11 protein-coding genes and 1 pseudogene are annotated in these 18,295 nt (G+C 71.6%); 5 read left to right on the forward strand and 7 right to left on the reverse strand.

Annotated elements, in window-relative coordinates:
* Positions 1–252: 252 nt before the first annotated feature.
* Both ABZ454_RS32170 and ABZ454_RS32175 read left to right on the forward strand, forming a co-directional pair.
* Positions 253–972: a DsbA family oxidoreductase gene (locus tag ABZ454_RS32170; protein ID WP_356323618.1), complete on the forward strand. Its 720-nt coding sequence runs from the start codon at positions 253–255 to the stop codon at positions 970–972.
* A gap of 92 nt (positions 973–1,064) precedes the next feature.
* A complete protein-coding gene (locus tag ABZ454_RS32175) occupies positions 1,065–2,126 on the forward strand; it encodes an aminotransferase class V-fold PLP-dependent enzyme (protein ID WP_359543118.1) in 1,062 nt (353 codons plus the stop codon).
* Between the two features lie 5 nt (positions 2,127–2,131).
* On the opposite strand, the gene ABZ454_RS32180 is transcribed toward ABZ454_RS32175, so the two are convergent.
* Complete coding sequence (locus tag ABZ454_RS32180; protein ID WP_356323614.1) at positions 2,132–2,617, reverse strand: MarR family winged helix-turn-helix transcriptional regulator; 486 nt, start codon at positions 2,615–2,617, stop codon at positions 2,132–2,134.
* 171 nt (positions 2,618–2,788) lie between these two features.
* Between ABZ454_RS32180 and ABZ454_RS32185 the strand changes: the two genes are divergently transcribed.
* The gene (locus ABZ454_RS32185) at positions 2,789–3,859 is read left to right on the forward strand and encodes an alkene reductase (protein WP_359543120.1); all 1,071 of its coding nucleotides are present in this window, start codon (positions 2,789–2,791) and stop codon (positions 3,857–3,859) included.
* Positions 3,860–3,986: 127 nt separating this feature from the next.
* Here the strand turns inward: ABZ454_RS32185 and ABZ454_RS32190 are convergent, their stop codons facing one another.
* The 5 genes from ABZ454_RS32190 to ABZ454_RS32210 form a co-directional block, all read right to left on the reverse strand.
* The gene (locus ABZ454_RS32190; protein ID WP_359543122.1) at positions 3,987–8,078 is read right to left on the reverse strand and encodes a carboxypeptidase regulatory-like domain-containing protein; all 4,092 of its coding nucleotides are present in this window, start codon (positions 8,076–8,078) and stop codon (positions 3,987–3,989) included.
* Positions 8,079–9,222: 1,144 nt separating this feature from the next.
* On the reverse strand, positions 9,223–10,257 hold the full coding sequence (locus ABZ454_RS32195) for a LacI family DNA-binding transcriptional regulator (protein WP_359543123.1): 1,035 nt from the start codon (positions 10,255–10,257) through the stop codon (positions 9,223–9,225).
* A gap of 41 nt (positions 10,258–10,298) precedes the next feature.
* On the reverse strand, positions 10,299–11,165 hold the full coding sequence (locus tag ABZ454_RS32200) for a carbohydrate ABC transporter permease (RefSeq protein ID WP_356323606.1): 867 nt from the start codon (positions 11,163–11,165) through the stop codon (positions 10,299–10,301).
* Positions 11,162–12,088 carry a sugar ABC transporter permease gene (locus tag ABZ454_RS32205; RefSeq protein ID WP_356323604.1) on the reverse strand — a complete coding sequence of 309 codons (927 nt, stop codon included), beginning with the start codon at positions 12,086–12,088 and terminating at the stop codon, positions 11,162–11,164. Before ABZ454_RS32205 ends, ABZ454_RS32200 begins: the two co-directional genes overlap by 4 nt.
* Positions 12,085–13,404, reverse strand: a complete 1,320-nt coding sequence (locus ABZ454_RS32210; RefSeq protein ID WP_359543125.1) for an extracellular solute-binding protein — start codon at positions 13,402–13,404, stop codon at positions 12,085–12,087. Before ABZ454_RS32210 ends, ABZ454_RS32205 begins: the two co-directional genes overlap by 4 nt.
* 180 nt (positions 13,405–13,584) lie before the next feature.
* Between ABZ454_RS32210 and ABZ454_RS32215 the strand changes: the two genes are divergently transcribed.
* Positions 13,585–15,630 (forward strand): beta-galactosidase, encoded by a 2,046-nt coding sequence (locus tag ABZ454_RS32215; protein WP_359543126.1) that lies wholly within the window; start codon positions 13,585–13,587, stop codon positions 15,628–15,630.
* 59 nt (positions 15,631–15,689) lie between these two features.
* Positions 15,690–17,250 (forward strand): annotated as a pseudogene (locus tag ABZ454_RS32220) (arabinogalactan endo-1,4-beta-galactosidase).
* Between the two features lie 3 nt (positions 17,251–17,253).
* On the opposite strand, the gene ABZ454_RS32225 reads toward ABZ454_RS32220, so the two are convergent.
* Positions 17,254–18,258, reverse strand: coding sequence for a VOC family protein (locus tag ABZ454_RS32225; RefSeq protein WP_359543128.1), 1,005 nt, complete (start codon positions 18,256–18,258; stop codon positions 17,254–17,256).
* Positions 18,259–18,295: the final 37 nt, after the last annotated feature.

The raw sequence follows: 18,295 nt of genomic DNA on the forward strand, positions 1-18,295 counted from the left end.
CTCGCCCCGGGGCCGGCCGGCCCCGGGGCGGCCCCGCACCCACGGCGCCCAGCACCCACGGCCCGCCCGCACCCACGCATCGTCTGCGGCGGGCCCTCGCGAGCCGGCCCGTGCGCGGCCGGCTCGCGCGTCTTCGGGAGCCCGGCAGGCGTCCCGGGAATGGCGGCGGCCCCCGGATGCGTTCCACCGCGAGCGGAGGTCCCTCCGCGCTGCGGGAGCAGTCGCCACGAAAGCCTGGAGAGTAGAAGAGTCATGCGCGTCGAGATCTGGAGCGACATCGCCTGCCCGTGGTGCTACATCGGCAAGGCCCGGTTCGAGAAGGGCCTGGCAGGGTTCGCCCATCGCGACGAGGTCCAGGTGGTCCACCGCTCCTTCGAGCTCGACCCCGGACGTGCCAAGGGCGACACCGCGCAGGTCATCGACATGCTGGCGCAGAAGTACGGGCGCACCCGTGAGGAGGCGCGCTCCATGGAGGCGAACGTCGCGGCCAACGCGCAGGCCGAGGGGCTCGGCTACCGCACCGAGGGACGCGACCACGGCAGCACCTTCGACATCCACCGGCTGCTGCACCTGGCCAAGGCGCGCGGCCGCCAGGACGAGCTGCTGAGCCTGGCCTACCGGGCGAACTTCGCCGAGGAGCGTTCCGTCTACGACGACGAGGTGCTGGTCGAGCTGGCCGTCGAGGCCGGTCTCGACGCCGACGAGGCGCGTGCGGTGCTCGCCGATCCGCAGGCGTACGCGGCGCAGGTGCGGGCCGATGAGCAGGAGGCGGCCGAACTGGGTGCCAACGCCGTGCCGTTCTTCGTGCTCGACCGGCGCTACGGGATCTCCGGCGGCCAGCCCGCCGAGGTCTTCGCCCAGGCACTGGAGCAGGCGTGGAAGGACCGCCCCCTGACCGCGATCGGCGGGGACGCGGCGGCCTGCGACGCCGAGGGAGCGTGCGAAGTTCCGCAGGCCGGCGGCCTCGCCTGACCCCGGTGGAGCTGCACGCATAAGCGTTGCTTGGGTGTACCCCTTAACTCTTCGTGATTGACTATGAGTCGTGGGGGACCCAGGCTGGCCCCATGATGATCTCTACGCTCAGCCGTGCGGTGGCCGCCGAGTTCGCGCCGGAGACCGCCTACCTCAACACCTCCACCTGCGGGCTCCTGCCCCGCCGTACCGTCGACGCGGTGCGGGTCCTCGCCGAGGAGAACACCACCGGCCGCCGGAACGGGGCGGGCGACTTCGAGGCGGTGGACCGCGCCCGGGACGGTTTCGCCCGGCTCGCCGGCGTCGACGGAGGCCGCGTCGCGGTCGGCAGCTCGGTCACCGTCCATGTCGGCCTGATCGCCTGCTCGCTGCCGGCCGGTTCCGAAGTGCTGGCGCCCGAGGGGGAGTTCAGCTCGGTCGTCACGCCCTTCGCAGTGCGTGGCGACCTCCGGATGCGGTACGTCCCGCTGGCGGAGCTGGCCGCAGCGGTGCGCCCCGAGACCGCGCTCGTCGCCTTCTCCTCGGTCCAGTCCGCCGACGGCCGGCTCGCCGACCTGGACGCGGTGCGGGCGGCGGCCGCCGCCCACGGGGCCCGGACGCTGCTGGACGCCACCCAGTCAGCGGGCTGGCTGCCGCTCGACGCCGGGGCGTACGACTACACGGTCGCGGGCGGCTACAAGTTCCTGCTCTGCCCCCGGGGCACGTCGTTCCTCACCGTCACCGAGGAGGCTCAGCACTCCCTGCCCCCCGCCTTCGCCGGCTGGGTCGCGGCCGAGGATCCGTGGGGCAGCACCTACGGGCCGGTCGCCAAGCTGGCTCCCGACGCCCGCCGTTACGACGAGCCGCCCGCGTTCCTCGCGTACCACGGCGCCGAGCACTCCCTCGCGCTGCTGAACGAGATCGGCATCGACGCCGTCCACGAGCACGCCACCGGGCTCGCGGCCCGCTTCCGCGACGGACTGGCCGCGCTGGGGCGGGAGGCGGTGCCGGCCCCGACGGCCGTCGTCGCGGCGCCGGGGCTCGGTGACCGGGCGCCCGAACTGGCGCGGGCCGGGGTGATGGTGTCCAACCGGGCCGGCAGTCTGCGGGCGGCCTTCCACCTGTACAACACCGAGGCCGACGTGGACCGTGCGCTGGACGTGCTCGCGCGCTGAGGCCGTCAGCGGAACTCCGGGCAGTCGGACGTCTGTCGGCACAGGTTCTCCTCGACCCTGCCCAGCAGCCTGGCCAACTCCGCGCGTTCGCCCGCGTCCAGCCCGGCGAGGGTGTGCTCCTCCAGATTCGTCCAGGCCCGTTCCACGTCGGAGAGCAGCGCGCAGCTGCTGTCGGTGGCCTCGACCAGGACGGCCCTGCGGTCGTCCGGGTCGGGGCTGCGGCGGACGTGCCCGGACTGCTCCAGGCGCTGGAGCATCTTGGTGACCGTGGACGGGTCCAGGTCGACCGCCTTGATCACCTCGGACTGGCGGACCGCCCCCGCCTCCCAGAGGTACATCATCAGGAACTCCTGGCCGGGGTAGAGGCCGGCGCCCTTGAGCAGCTTGCCCGCCGCGATCCGGTGCAGCCGCGCGACCCGTGACACGGCATGGCTGACCGGGCCGCCGCGGGCGGCGCCGGGCAGCTCGGTACAAGGGGGTTCGGAGGTCATCGCGGGCTCCTCGGGTGGAGAGGGGGCGGCCTTCCGGCTGCCGGGTGCGGTCCCCGCAACTTTACCTTGGTCGGCCAAATAAATGCGCTACAGTGGCACACGCCGCAGATGGTTGGCCGACCACATAGTTTTGTTTGGCCGACCACGTATCTCTCTCCCTGGGGGCTTCCGATGTCCACCGCATTCGACTCGCTCGATCTGGCCGGCACACCGCTCGCCAACCGCATCGCGCTCGCGCCGATGACCCGCAGCCGGGCCGGCGAGGGCGGGGTGCCCACCGAGCTGACGGTCGAGTACTACGCCCAGCGCGCCTCCGCCGGGCTCCTCATCACCGAGGGCATCCAGCCGTCGGCCGTCGGCCAGGGGTACCCCAGCACCCCGGGGCTGCACAGCGACGAGCAGATCGCCGCCTGGCGCAAGGTCACCGACGCCGTGCACGACAAGGGCGGCAGGATCTTCGCGCAGCTCATGCACGCCGGCCGCATCGGCCACCCGGTCCTGCTGCCGGACGGACTCACCCCGGTCGGCGCCTCCGCGGTCGCTGCCACCGGGCAGGTCTTCACCCATGAGGGCCCGAAGGACTTCGTCACCCCGCGCGAGCTGACCGACGCCGAGGTCCGCGAGACGATCGCCGACTACGCCGCCGCGGCCCGGGCCGCCGTGGACGCCGGCTTCGACGGAGTGGAGCTGCACGGCGCCAACGGCTACCTGATCCACCAGTTCCTGGCGCCCAACTCCAACCTGCGCACCGACGCCTGGGGCGGCTCCGTCGAGGGCCGGATCCGGTTCGCCCTGGAGACCGTGCGCGCGGTCGTCGCCGAGATCGGCGCCGCACGCACCGCGATCCGCCTCTCGCCCGGGAACCCGTACAACGACATCGACGAGCCCGCGCCGGAGTCCACGTACAGCGCGCTCGTGCAGGCGATGGAGCCGCTCGGGCTCGCCTATCTGCACCTCGTCGAGGCCGCGGCCGAGGACCGGACGCTGACCGAGATCCTGCGCAAGCAGTTCAACGGGACCCTCGTCCTCAACCCGGCGAGCGAGGGCCCGACCGGGCCCGGGGCGCTCGCCCTGATCGAGGACGGCGTGGCCGACATCGTCTCGTACGGCGTACTGTTCCTGGCCAACCCGGACCTGCCGGAGCGGCTGCGCGCGGGCGGTCCCTTCAACACCCCGGACGGCGCCACCTTCTACGGGGGCGACCACCGCGGCTACACGGACTATCCCGTGCTGGGGGCGTGACGTCCGGCTGAGGGGGCGTGGGGGCAGGTCGCCCGCACCCCTGACTCACGGGACCTGCGGTGTGCGGGTCCCGGCGCACGGCGGGCCCGTCCTCAGGACGGGCCCGCCGCGTCTGTCCGCGAGGCCGCTAGGCCTTCTTCAGGGTGAAGTCGGTGGTCACCGTTCCCTTCTTGACGACCTTGACGGTGGCCACCGTCGGGGCGTAACCGTCCTTGGCGACGATCACGGTGAGGGGGTTGTTGCGGGCGTCGAGCCAGAGGGCGTAGTGGCCGTCCTTGTCGGTGATCAGGGTGTACGAGGACGCCCACGAGTCGATCTGGACGGTCGCCCCCTTGAGGGGTGCCGTGGTGCCGGTGGACGACTTGCCGAGCACCGTTCCGGTGATCTTGCCCCAGGTGTTCGGCGGGGCCACCGTCATCGTGACGGGGACCGACGCCACCGGGTAGGGGGTGTTGGCCGAGATGCCGATCTGGGCCGTGAACTCACCCGGCTGGGTGATCTCGTCGACCGAGGCGTTCACCGCCACCGCGACCGAGACGCTGTCTCCCGGAGCGAGTTTGACCTCCGAGGGGTCCAGCGACAGCCAGCTGACGTCCGAGCCGCTGGTCTGGTCGTAGCCGGCGAGCAGTTCCACGGCGGTGGACGGGGTGCTGGGAGCGTTGGCTCCGCCCACCTTGTAGAAGCCCGGGGCCCCGCCCCCGCGGTAGGTCGCCACGTCGGCGTTGGGCAGGGACGACCAGGTCCCGGCGGCCGGGTCGTAGGCGTACCCCGCGTTGGTGAGGGCGCCGTCGCTGACGCCGGACGAGATCAGCAGCAGACCGTTGGCCGCCGTGGAGGACGAGGCCCACAGGGGCTCCGGCATGTCCGGCAGGGCCGACCAGGAATCGGCGGCGGGGTCGTAGACGTATGCGGACTGCAGCTCACCGGCGCTGGTGGTACCGCCGGAGCAGTACAGCAGCCCGCTGATGGCGCCGCAGGACTGCCAGGCGACGTTCTCCGGGTAGTTCGCCGCGGTGGACCAGGAGTTGTCCGCCGGGTCGTACACGGTCACCGACCCGGAGCCGCAGGTGGTGGTGCAGCCGCCGACGGAGTAGAGCTTGCCGTTCAGCACCGCGGAGCCGGAACCCGCCAGCGGAGCCGGGGAAGGGGCGCCGGTGGTCCAGGTGTTGGAGGCGGGGTCGTAGATCTCCAGCTTGGCGTCCGGGGCCCCGTTGGCGCCCCAGCCGCCGACGGCGTACAGCTTCCCGCCGATGAAGCCGCGGGCCGGAGCCTCCCGGGTGTCGGCCGCGTCGGCCAGCCGGTTCCAGCCGCTCGCCGCGTCGTAGGAGTAGAGCGAGCGGGTGTCGTCCGCACCGTCGTAGCCGAACGCCGAGTAGATCTTGCCGCCGTCGGCGACGACCGCGTTGTCCATGATGGCGTCGGGCAGGTCGGCCACCGTCTGCCAGGCGTCGCCGCCTTCGGCCGGAGCGACCGCGGCGGACTTGCCGGCCCGGCCCTTCGCCGACAGGGGTGAGTAGTCCCCCTTCTTGCTGATCAGCGGCGCACCCGAAGCGGCCGGTGTGAAGGCGCCGCTCTTCTCGGCCAGCTTGACGGTGGCGTCGGCGCCACCGGTGTTCTTGATCGTGACGGTCCTGGTCGCCGAACCGCCCCAGGCGACCGGGGCGGTGACCGCGGCCGGGGTGACCTTCAGACGCCCGGCCTTGAGGGAGAAGTTCTTGGTCACGGTCGAGTCGGCGGCGAAGGTGACGGCCTTGGAGGCGCTGGTGTACTTGGGTTTGGCGGCGGTCACGGTCTGCTTGCCGACCGGTGCGAAGGCCCAGTAGAAGCCGTCGCCGAGCGCCGCGTCGTCGGGGGTGGCGGCCGAGGTCGCGCTCACGGCGCCGTCGCCGGTGCCGTCGAGCGTGCTCCCGGTGATGCCGTCACCGGTGTTGGCGTCGGTGACCTGCCCGACCACCAGACCGCCGGGGACGGCCGAGACGCCGCGGGAGCCGAGGAACACGTCGTCGAGTTGCCACCACCAGCTGAACTTGCCGGTGAAGTGGAACCGCACCCGGACGTCGGGCTTGCCCGCGTAGTCGGTGAGCGGGAGGGTGACCTTGGACCCGGTGACGGCGGTGGTGTGCGAGGAGACCGTGGACCAGGTGGCGCCACCGTCCGAGCTCACCTCGACGTCGGCCTTCTGGCCGGAGTACGGCTTGTAGCTGGTCCGGTAGCTCAGCTCGGGCAGATCCGTGCCCGAGAAGTCGTAGGACGGGCTGGTCAGCGTGGAGTTCTGGACCTTTCCGCTGCCCGCCTTGTCGCTGTCCACGATGGCGAAGGCGCCCTTGCCGCCGGTGGTGTTCGTGCGCTTGCCCGGGTCGTCGAACTGCCAACCGCCGGTGGTGCCCTCGGCGTTGGTGACGGTCCAGCCCTCGGGGGCCGACGTGGTCGAGTCGAAGGGCTCGGTGGTGCCCTCGTCCGACACGGTGTACCCGGCCGCGGTGCCCGCCCAGGCGTCCACCGGCAGGCCGACGTTGGCGGAGACCGCCGAGTCGCCCACGGTGATGTCCTTGGTGGCGCTCCGGTAGCCCGGGTAGTTGCTGGTGACCTTCAGTTTGTACGACGTGCCGGCCGGAAGGTCGACCGAGTAGGCGCCGGTGACCGGATCGGTCTGGACGGGCGCGCCGGGCATGTTGTCGACAGTGACCGCGGCGTAGAGCGGCCAGCCGTGGCCGGACCCGTCGGTGACCTTGCCGGAGACGGTCCGGGTCGGCACCGGGGTGAGCGCGAGGCTCTTGGTCACCGAGCCGCCGTCGGTGATCTCGACGCCGGAGAAGGTGGCCGTGGTGTAGCCGTAGGCGGCGACCGTGAGGTCGTAGGTGCCGGGGGTCAGGGTCAGCGCATAGGCGCCGTCCGCGCCGGACGTGGCCCGGGAGTCACCCGCAGTGATCTCCGCGCCCGCGACCGGGGCGCCGGTGGCGCTGCTGGTGACGGTGCCGCTCAGGGCGCCGTGCGGACCGTTGCGGAAGGCCTGTACGCCGTTGGGCGTGCCGAGGCCGGTCGGCCCGTCCCAGCCGGCACCCGCGGTGCACAGCTTGGCCGGGGTGCAGGAACCGTTGTCGCCGTCGACGACGTCGTTCAGACCGCTGCCGTCGGCCGCGTAGGGGTAGGCGGCCGGGTAGGAGCCGGCGGTCGGCGTGCCGGCCGCGGCGTACACCCCGGCGATGATCGGTGACGAGGCGCTGGTGCCGCCGTAGACGGCCCACCCGTCGCCGCCGTAGGTCTGGTAGACCGAGACCCCGGTCAACGGGTCGGCGACCGCGGAGACGTCGGAGACCGCGCGCTTGCCGCAGTCGGTGCCGACGTCCTCCTGCCAGGCGGGCCTGGCCTCGTAGACCGAGCAGCCCGAGCCCGGGCCGCCGTAGCTGTTGAACCAGACCGACTCGGTATAGCCGCGAGCGGTGGAGGAGTCCTGCTCCAGGGCGGTGCCGCCCACGGAGGTCACGTACTGGGACGCGGCGGGGTAGGAGACCCCGTAGGCGCTGTCGCCGGAGGAGGCGACCACGGCCACACCCGGGTGGTTGTAGTGGGCGTCGAACTCGGTGGTCTCCGACGGGTCCTCACCACTGCCCGGAGTGCTGGAGTAGCCCGTGCCGTACGAGTTGGAGACGTACTTGGCGCCCTGCGCGACCGCTTGGTCGACGGAGGCTCCCATGTCCTCGAAGCTGGCGGAGTCGGCCTCCACCAGGACGATCTTCGCGTACGGCGCGGCGGCCGAGACCATGTCCAGGTCGAGCGAGATCTCACCGGCCCAGCCGCTGTTGGGCGAGGGGTAGTCGGTGCCGCCCCGCTGGTCGACCTTCTTGAAGCAGCCGTTGTCCGTGGTGCAGGCCGGCAGCCCGTACTGCGCCCGGTAGACCGCGAGGTCCTGCTCGGCGGTCGGGTCGTCGTAGGCATCGACGATGGCGATCGTCTGCCCCGCCCCGCCGTCGGCCGGCAGGTTGTAGGCGCCCTGGAGCGCGGTCGCGCCCCACCCGCTCGGGGTGGCGGCGAGGGGCTGAACGCCCTTCTCGCCCGCCACGTCGGTGCGGCGCAGCGCGAAGCAGCGCACCTGGCCGGGCCCGGGTTCGGCGCAGGAGGCCTCCACGGACGGTTTGGCACTGATGTCAGCGTTCGCGGAAGCCGCCGCGGTCGCCGCCGGGGCGGTGAGACCCAGGACGGCGAGTGCTGAAGCGCCCACCAGGGCGGTCAGCCCTGTCCAGGCGGGTCTGGCGCGTCTGAAAACCGGTCTGGATATGCCGGTGACAGTCAATTGCGTGTCTCCCATGTGATGCACGGGTCGACCACACGCTTTTCAGGTCGACGGCGAATGGTTTTCGCCGGTCACCACTTAGCCGTTATTCGGCAGGCATATGTCAATGAGGCGATCGTTAATTATTTATTTCTCGCGGATCGAAGTGGATCATTTTCGAGCGAATCGAGAGGAAAGAGACGCCCGGTCGATTTCAATGGTCTAGGCATGGGGCTTGTCGTCCTCGGCGCCCCGGGCGCGGGGGCCGGGCGGGCGGCGTGGATCCGGCACCAGGGGGAGCGATGCGCCTCATTTCGGCCCCAGGTGGGGCCCTGGCGGGCGACATCGGGCCCCTCGCGGCCGGCGGCGCCTGGTCGCAAAGCGCTCCGAAGTCGCCAGGGTGAGGGGTGTCGTTCCGGCCACTCGGCGACGGTTCCACCGGTCCGGGCGCGCTGCGAAGGGGCGGCGACCGGCGCACTCGCCTTGGGCGCACGGTTGTGGTGAGCATTTTCGGACATCATCTGTGTATGGGGCACGGGTGCGCCGGATATCTGCTTGCCGAAAATTAATGGAGAATGCGACTCCGCTTCGTGGATTCTGCGGGTCGGTCCACCGTCCGGGCGGAACTGCGCTAAAAGGCGGAAGCGTCGAAAGGTTTATCCGCGGCGGTCCGGTGAAGATACCGGCAGGGCGGCGGCGTCAAACCCGGCTCGGCGGACCTCTGCGCGGGAAGGGGTGCGCCCGGTGCGCGCGAGCCCGGTGCGGGCCGGAACGGCCGCGCCGCGCCCTCCCCGCGGGCCGCGGGCGGCAGGCCTCGGTAGGGGTGGGGCGCCGCTCGCCGTTTAATGGTCTGGACCACTTCGCTGAAGGCGTACGGGCGGCCGTGGTCGGGGGCGGCGCCGCGACGCCGTCGGCAGCTTCGAGTTCCTCCGGACCGGCCGGCGCCCTGGGCGCTGACGGAAACGGCCCCGGCCGGCTGGAGCGGCGCACCGCCGAAGGACTTTCCAGCCCCGGCCGTGACGATCCGCCGTCGGCGCGGCCGGGCGGGGCCGTGGCGACGCCCGCCCCCTCGCGCGGCGCCGGGGCTCCGCCGCTACGCCGAGTCGCGGCGCACGAGCTCCGTGGGCAGGATCACCGCGGCCGGGTCCTCCCCGCCGATCTGCGCCAGCAGCACCCGTACCATCTCGGCGCTGATCCGGTCCCACGGCTGACGGATCGTCGTCAGCGCCGGCCGGGAGGCGAGCGCCGCGGGGGAGTCGTCGAAGCCGCCCACCGCCACGTCCTGCGGCACCCGGCGCCCGGCCTTCTCCAGCGCCGCGAGCACGCCCTGCGCCATCAGGTCGGAGGCGACGAACACCGCGTCCAGGTCCGGGGCCCGCTCCAGCAGCAGCCGGGCCGCCGCCTCGCCGCCGGCCCGGCTGTAGTCGCCCGGCACGATCAGCGCGTCGTCGGCGGGCAGCCCGCGGTCGGCCAGCATCTCGCGGTAGCCCGCGAGCCGCTCCACCCCGCCCGGGGTGTCCAGGGGGCCGCTGACCGTGCCGATCCGGCGGCGCCCCGACTCGTACAGGAAGCGCACCATGTCCCGGGCGCCGTCCCGGTCGTCGGCCGCCACATAGCTGACCTTCGAGCCCTGCCCGAGCGGCTTCCCGCAGGCGACCAGCGGGACCCCTGCCTCGTGCAGCTGGGCGGCGACCGGGTCGCCCGAGTGGCTGGAGACCAGCAGGACCCCGTCCACGTGGCCGGCGATGTACCGCATGTTCCGGCGGCGCTCCGCCTCCGTACCCGCGATCATCAGCAGCAGGGGGATGTCGTGCGCCGCGAGCGCGCTGGTGCAGCCGCGCAGCAGCACATTGAAGTTCGGGTCCTCGAAGAACCGCTCCTGCGGCTCGGTGAGCAGGAAGGCCACCGAGTCGGAGCGCCCCGTGATCAGCGACCTGGCGTGCCGGTTGACCGTGTAACCGGTCTTGCGGATGGCGGAGTTGACCGCGTCCAGCGCGGTCGGGCTGACGTTGTGACCGCCGTTCAGCACCCGGGAGACCGTGCCCCGGGAGACCCCGGCCTCCCGCGCCACGTCATGGATCGTCGGCGGCCGGCGGCGTCCCGTACCGGTCTGTTCTGTGCGGCTCATGGTGCGTGATCTTTCATCAAGTGGCTTCCTGGCGGGGCCCGTCAGGACTTTACGGCCCCGGAGAGCAGGTCGAGGCTCCAGAACCGCTGGATGACCAGGAACAGGGCGATCAGCGGGACGATCGCCAGCAGCGCCCCCGTGATCACCAGCGTATAGAGGGCAGGGGTGGTGGACCCCTGCTGGAGCAGCGTGAACAGCCCCAGCGTGACCGGGAACTTCTCGTCGTCGCCGAGCATGATGTACGGCAGCAGGAAGTTGTTCCAGATCGCGACGAACTGGAAGAGGAAGACGGTCACCAGGCCCGGCAGCATCATCGGCAGCGCGATGGTCCGGAAGATCCGCCACTCGCCACCGCCGTCCATCCGGCCCGCCTCGATCACATCGCCCGGCACGGCGGCCGCCGCGTAGATCCGGGCGAGGTACACCCCGTACGGGGAGAGGATCACCGGCAGCATGACCGACAGGTAGGAGTCGGTCAGGTCGGCCTTCGCCATCAGCAGGTACTGCGGCACGGCCAGGATCACCGGCGGCATCAGCACCCCGGCCAGCAGGATGTTGAAGATGCTCTCCCTGCCGCGGAAGCGGTACACCGCCAGCGCGTACCCCGACACCGCGGAGACACCGGTGGACAGCAGTGCCCCGACGCCGGCGTAGAGGGCCGAGTTGGCCATCCACTTCCAGTACACGCCGTCCCGGTACGCCGAGAGGTCGGCGACGTTGTCCGCGAAGCCGGAGCCGGGCAGGAAGGTGAAGGTGGAGAACAGCTCGCTGCCGGACTTGGTCGAGGCGACCAGGATCCAGGCGACGGGCAAAAGACAGTAGAGGGCGCCGAGCAGCAGGGCGGCGGTGGGCACGAGGGCGAACCGGCGGGGGGCCGCGGGCAGGCGCCTCAGGTGCGGCGTGGTCACTGGGATGCTCCCTGCTTCGTACGGGAGTTGGCCGCCTTGAGGAAGCCGAAGGACAGGGCCAGGGTGACGACGGCGATGATGACCGCCTGGGCGGCCGCCGTGTAGATGTCATTGTTGACGAAGGCGTCCTGGTAGACCTTCATCAGCGGACTCCACGTGGTGGACAGGGAGTTGGTGAGCGGCTTCAGCGTCGTCGGCTCGTTGAAGACCTGGAGCGTCGCGATGATCGAGAAGAAGAAGGTGAGCACCAGGGACGGCGCCACCATCGGGACCTTGATCCGGAGCGCGATCTGCCACTGCGAGCAGCCGTCGAGCCGGGCCGCCTCGAAGATCTCGGCGGGGATCGCCCGCAGCGAGGTGTAGATCACGATCATGTTGAAGCCGGTGCCGCCCCAGACCGCGATGTTGGCCAGGGCGAGGTAGAGCGGCCCGCCGTCGAGCAGATCGGGCTGCGGCAGCCCCGCCTTGTCCAGCAGGAAGTAGAACGGACTGACGTCGGGCAGGTAGAGGAAGCCCCACATCAGGGCGGCGACGACGCCCGGGATCGCGTACGGGAGGAAGATCGCCAGCCGGGTGAAGCCGCGCAGCCGGAGCCGTTCGGTGTCCAGGAGCAGGGCGAAGAGCAGCGCGAGGCCCAGCATCACCGGCACGACGATCGCGCCGTAGCCGAGGATGCGCAGCGCGCCGTGGAGCAGCTCGGAGTCGGAGAGCGCGTCGGTGTAGTTGGCGAACCCGGCCCAGATCTCCTGACGGGCGCCCTTGCCGAGGCCGAGGCCGCTGACCTCGGTACGGCGGAAGCTGAGGTAGAGCGCGTAGCCGATGGGCAGGGCGAAGAAGAGCAGGAACAGCACGGTGGCGGGGATCAGGAAGGCGTACGGGGCGCTCTTGACCCCGTACGGCTTCCGGCGGCGTGCGCGTGTCACTCGGAGACTCCGAAGCCCTGCTTCTTCAGGTCGGCGACGGTGGCGTCCTGCATCGCGGTGAGGGCGGGCGCGAAGTCCGACTTGTTCTTGGCGGCCTCGGCGAAGTTGTCCTTGAAGGCGGTGTACGCGACGTTCACGTTCGGGCCCCAGGCGGCCGGGGCGGTGCCCCGGGCGATCTTCGCGGCCTCGGTGTAGAAGTCCGGCTGGTTGGCGAAGTAGGCCGGCGGCTTCGCGAGTGCGCCACCGGTCTGGGCCGCCGTGGCGGCGGGGTAGACGCCGCTCTCCTTCACGAGCGCGGCGAGCGCGGCGGAGTCGGTGTTCAGCCACTTCGCGAAGGTGGCCGCGGCCTCCTTGTGCTTCGAGTCGTTGGTGACCGCCGTGGAGGAGCCGCCCCAGCTGCCGGTGGCGCTCTCGCCCGCCTTCCACTGGGGGAGCGGGGCCATGGCCCACTTGCCCGCGGTGTCGGGGGCGGCGGTGGTCAGCGTGCCGGGCGCCCAGACCGCGCTGACCCAGGCGATCTGCTTGCCGGTGTCGAGCGCCTTGTTCCAGGCCGGGGTGTACATCGGCTGGTTGTCGATGGCGCCCTCCTTGACCAGTCCGCCCCAGAAACTCGCGACCTTCCGCGTGGCCGGGTCGTCGATCGCGACCTTCCACGTGTCGCCGGAGGTGGTCCACCACTGGGCGCCGGCCTGCTGGGCGAGGCCCGCGAAGAGGCCGGAGTCGTTGGAGGAGAAGGTGGTGAGGTCCTTGTCCGGCGCCTTCTTCTTCAGCGCCCGGGCGGTCCCGGCGAACTCTTCCCAGGTCGTGGGCACGGACAGGCCGTACTGCTTGAACAGGTCCTGGCGGTAGTAGAACATCAGCGGGCCCGAGTCCTGCGGCAGCGCGTACAGGGCGTCCGAGCCCAGCGTCGCCTGCTGCCAGACTCCGTCGGCGAACTCGCCCTTGGCGTCGCCCGCCTCCTTGGATATGTCGGCCAGCACGTCGTTGGAGACCAGGGTGGGGAGCGCCTGGTACTCGGCCTGCACCAGGTCGGGGGCCTTGTGCGCCTTCGCCGCGGTGATGATCTTGGTGACCAGGTCGTCGCCCGACGCCTGCTTCTTCACCGTGACCGTGATCCCGGCCTTCTTGCCCTCGCCCTTGTTCCAGATGTCCGCGACCTTGTCCAGGCCGGGGGCCCAGGCCCAGTAGGTGAGCGATACGGGGCCGGAGGCGGCCGGGCCGTCGCCGCTGCCGTCGTCCGACGAGCCGCAGCCCGTGAGCAGGGCGGTGGCGGCGAGCACGGCGGCCGTGGACGCCGCGACGATGCGGTACTTCATGGATGTCTCCCCTGACGAGAAGCGAGGGTGCAGCGCTGAAGTGCGCTGTGAGCGTTCACAGTAGAGAAACGAAACCGACACTTGTCAATGGTTGATGCTGTGCGGTTATGTTGGCTCTGCGCCGCCGAGAGGGTGTGTGCACGTTCCCAGAAGTTGTACCAAAGAGCCCAGGAGACGCCCATGCCGCACACCCCTCGCGCGACTGCCCCGCAGGGTCTGCACCAGCTGGCCTTCGGCGGCGACTACAACCCCGAGCAGTGGCCGGAGGAGGTCTGGCACGAGGACATGCGCCTCATGCGGGAGGCCGGCGTCACCATGGTCAGCGTCGGCATCTTCTCCTGGGCGCTGCTGGAGCCCGAGCCGGGCCGTTACGACTTCGGCTGGCTCGACCGGCTCCTGGACCTGCTGCACGTCAACGGCATCCGCGCCGACCTCGGCACCCCCACCGTCGCCCCGCCCGCCTGGTTCTACCGCGCGCACCCCGAGGCCCTGCCGGTGAGCAGGGAGGGCGTCCGCTACGCCTTCGGATCACGCGGCGCGATCTGCCACAGCAACGCCGACTACCGGGCCGCCGCGGCGAACATCACCGAACAGCTCGCCCGCCGGTACGGCGGCCACCCGGCCCTCGCCCTGTGGCACGTCCACAACGAGTACGGCGTCCCCGTCAGCGCCTGCTACTGCGAGAGCTGCGCCGCCCACTTCCGCCGCTGGCTCACCGCCCGCCACGGAGACGTCGAGGCCGTCAACGCGGCCTGGGGCACCGCCTTCTGGGGCCAGCGCTACCGCGGTCTCGACGAGATCGACCCGCCCCGCACCACCCCCACCGTCGGCAATCCGTCGCAGCAGCTCGACTACGCCCGCTTCGCCGACGCGACCATGCGCGAGAACTTCTGCGCCGAACGCGACATCCTGCACCGGCTCGCCCCCGGCATCCCCGTCACCACCAACTTCATGACCGCCCTCAGCCAGTGCGACTCGGTGGACTACTGGGCCTGGGGGCGCGAGGTCGACCTCGTCACCAACGACCACTACCTGATCACCGACGGCCGCCGCACCCACGTCAACCTGGCCATGGCCGCCGACCTCACCCGCTCGGTCGCGGGCGGCTCCCCCTGGCTGCTCCTGGAACACTCCGCCGGCGGCGTCAACTGGCAGCCCCGCAACCCCGCGAAGCGCCCCGGCGAGATGGCCCGCAACAGCCTCGCCCATGTCGCCCGCGGCTCCGACGGCGCGATGTTCTTCCAGTGGCGGCAGTCCCTGCGGGGCGCGGAGAAGTTCCACTCGGCGATGCTCCCGCACGCCGGAACGGACTCCCGCATCTGGCGCGAGGTCACCCGCCTCGGCGCCGACCTCGGCCTGCTGAACGACATCCGGTCCACCCGGACCGTCGCCGACGCGGCCATGGTCTGGGACTGGCAGTCCTGGTGGGCGCAGTCCCTGGAGTGGCGCCCGAGCCAGGACCACGACGCCCGCGAGCGGGCCGACACCTTCTACGCCTCGCTCTTCGACCGGCACCTCACCGTCGACTTCGCCCACCCCGACGCCGACCTGTCCGGCTATCCGCTGGTCGTGGTCCCGGCCCTCTACCTCGCCACCGAGGAGACCGGCCGCAACCTCCGCCGCTACGTGGAGGGCGGCGGCACACTCGTCGTCTCGTACTTCTCCGGCATCGTCGACGCCGACGACGCCGTGCACCCCGGGCCGTACCCGGGCGCGCTCAGGGACGTCCTGGGCCTGACGGTCGAGGAGTTCTCCCCGCTCGCCGAGGGCGGCACCGTCCGCCTGATCACCCCCGAGGGCGCCCCCGAGGGCCCCGAGCTGACCGGTGACCTCTGGTCGGACGTGGTGATCCCGCGCGGCGCCGAGACCATGTGGTCCTACGCCGACGGCATCCCGGCGGGCCGGCCCGCCGTCACCCGCCACCGCCTCGGTGAGGGCGCCGCCTGGTACGTCTCCACCCGGCTCACCGGCGCCGGCCTGGACGCCGTGCTCGACCGGGCCTGCGAGGACGCCCGCATCGCACCCCGCACCGGCCTCCCGTACGACGTCGAGGTGGTCACCCGCACCGGCGACAGCGGCACGTACCTCTTCGTCATCAACCACACCGGGGGCGACGCGAAGGTGCCGCTCGACGCCCCCGGCACCGAACTCCTCACCCGGGAACCGGCCACGGGCCACCTCGCCGTCCCGGCGGGCGCCGTCCGGGTGGTCCGCCTCGACGGCTGAGGACGCACGACCCCGCTTCCCCACGCACTTCCCGCGCAACGGTCGAAGGGACATCGACGATGTACGGAACGACGCACGGCAAGAAGAGAGCGGCGGTGCTGGCGGCCTCGCTCTCCGGCATCCTGCTGGCCGCACTGCCCGCACACGCGGCCACGACCGCCACCACCCCCGTCAACACCGGTTTCGAGTCCGGCGGCTCCGGCTGGTCGACCTACTCGGCCGGCGGGCAGAACGCCGCCTCCTTCACCGAAGCGGGCGGCCACAGCGGCAGCACCCGGCTCAGTCACTGGTCCGCCTCCGCCTACACCGTGGAGACGTACCAGCACCTCACCGGGCTCGCCGGTGGCACGTACACCCTGAGCGCCTGGGTCCGCTCAGGGGGCGGGCAGAACTCCGCCTACATCGCCCTGCGCGACTGCGGCGGCGCCGAACAGCGCACCGACCTGCAGCCCACCGCGAACGGCGCCTGGATCCGCCTCGTCACCTCGGTCAAGGTCACCGGAGGTTCCTGCACGATCAGCCTGAACTCGGACGCCCACGCGGGGGAGTGGGCCAACTTCGACGACATCACCTTCGGCAAGGGGTCCACCGGCATCAGCGTGAAGGGCGGCGACCTCTCCACCCTCCCGAAGAACGAGGCGCACGGCGCCGTCTACCGCGGTGCGAGCGGGAACACCGGGGACGCCATGGGCCTGCTGAAGTCCGCCGGGATGAACTACGTCCGCCTCAAGGTGTGGGTGAACCCGGCCGACGGCTACAACGACAAGGCGCACGTCCTGGCCATGGCCAAGCGCGCCAAGGCGCTCGGGATGAAGATCCTCGTCGACTTCCACTACTCCGACGCCTGGGCCGACCCGGGCAAGCAGAACAAGCCCGCCGCCTGGGCCGGCCACGGCTACGCCCAGCTGAAGAAGGACGTCTACGACCACACGTACGACGTGCTCGACGCGCTGAAGGCCCAGGGCACCACCGCCGACATGGTCCAGACGGGCAACGAGATCAACGGCGGAATGCTCCGGCCCGAAGGGTCCACCGACAACTGGACCCAGCTCGCCGGTCTCCTCACCTCCGGCGCGAACGCGGCGAAAGCCGTCTCGTCCGGCACGAAGGTGGCCCTGCACCTCGCCAAGGGCGGCGACAACGCGGGCACCCGCTGGTGGTTCGACAACGCGGTGGCGCAGAAGGTGCCGTTCGACGTCATCGCCCTCTCGTACTACGGGTACTGGCACGGATCGCTCTCCGATCTCCAGACCAACCTCGACGACGCCGCCTCCCGCTACGGAAAGCCGGTGATGATCGCCGAGACCGCCTACGCCCACACCCTGGCCGACGCCGACGGCCTGGAGAACAACATCGCCACCGCGGACCAGCTCGTCCCCGGCTACCCGGCCACCCCCGGCCGGCCAGGCGGCCAACCTCCGCGACGTGATGAACGTCGTCGAGGCCGTCCCCGGCGGCCGGGGACTGGGCGTCGTCTACTGGGAGCCTGCCTGGACCGCCGTCAGCGGCAGCGGCTGGGACCCGGCCGACCCCGCGTCCGGCAACGCCTGGGAGAACCAGGCGCTGTTCGGGTACGACACGAAGCTGCTGCCGGCGGCGAAGTGGTTCTCCCACCGCTGACGGCTACAGCGGGGCGCCGTGCCACTTCCACGAGGTGACCCGCTCCCGGCCCGGCAGATCCGCGCGGCCGGTGGACCAGAGCAGGACGGTCCACCGGTCCTCGTCGTCCGGGGCGCCGGGGAAGAGCCGGGCCAGCACCCGGTCGCACAGATCCCGGGGCGGGGCCCAGGAGAGCGACAGACCGGCAGCGACGTCGTACGTGTGCACGAGGGTCTCCACGATGCCCATCGCGGCGAAGCCCTCCGGGTCGGAGACGCCGTAGGAGTGGAAGGAGCGGACATCGGGCGAGGCCGTCCGCACCATCGCGGCCAGGAGGGCGCCGCTCGCCTCCAAGGTCTGCAGCAGTCCGGTGGTTCCCGCCTCCGGGTCCGCGAAGATCGCGTTCCAGGGGCCGCCCTCGCGGTCCGGAGCCCAGCGATAGGGCACCTCGCTCTCCAACGAGGGCTTGCGCGGCCCGAGTTGAACGGCATACGCGAAGAGGTCGTCGCTCAGGTGCTCCACGGTCTCCCAGCAGTCCCAGGTGAGCGTCCCCGCGGGTACGTGCCAGTCCCCGGCCGGCGACTCCTGGAGCGTGTCCACCGCCAGCCGCACCGCGGCCGTCACGTCGTCCGCCGTGACCGGCAGCCTCGTCCCGGTCAGCCGCGCGCGCTCACGCGCACCGCACTCCACGCAGAACTCGTTGCCCTCCGGATCGGCCAGGGTCACCCACCCCCGCCCGTTCGGCCTGCGGTGGTCACCGACGAGGGTGGCGCCGAGGGCCAGCAGCCGCTCGACCTCCTCGTCCCGGGTGCGGTCGGGCTGGACGTCGAGGTGGACGCGGTTCTTGGTGCTCTTCGGCTCGGGCACGGTGACGAACAGCAGGGCGGCGCCGGGCGTCTCGACGAGGGCCTCGGGGTCTCCGGGGAAGTCGTCGTCGGCGAGGGACGCGCCCAGCACCTCGGCCCAGAACGTGGCGAGTTGGTAGGCGTCGGCACAGTCGACGGTGATGTGGTGTACGTGTGAGGTCATGCGGTCACTGTCTCCGCTGACCCGTCCGCAGTCCAAC

The organism is Streptomyces sp. NPDC005803, assembly GCF_040630435.1.
Taxonomy (GTDB): domain Bacteria; phylum Actinomycetota; class Actinomycetes; order Streptomycetales; family Streptomycetaceae; genus Streptomyces.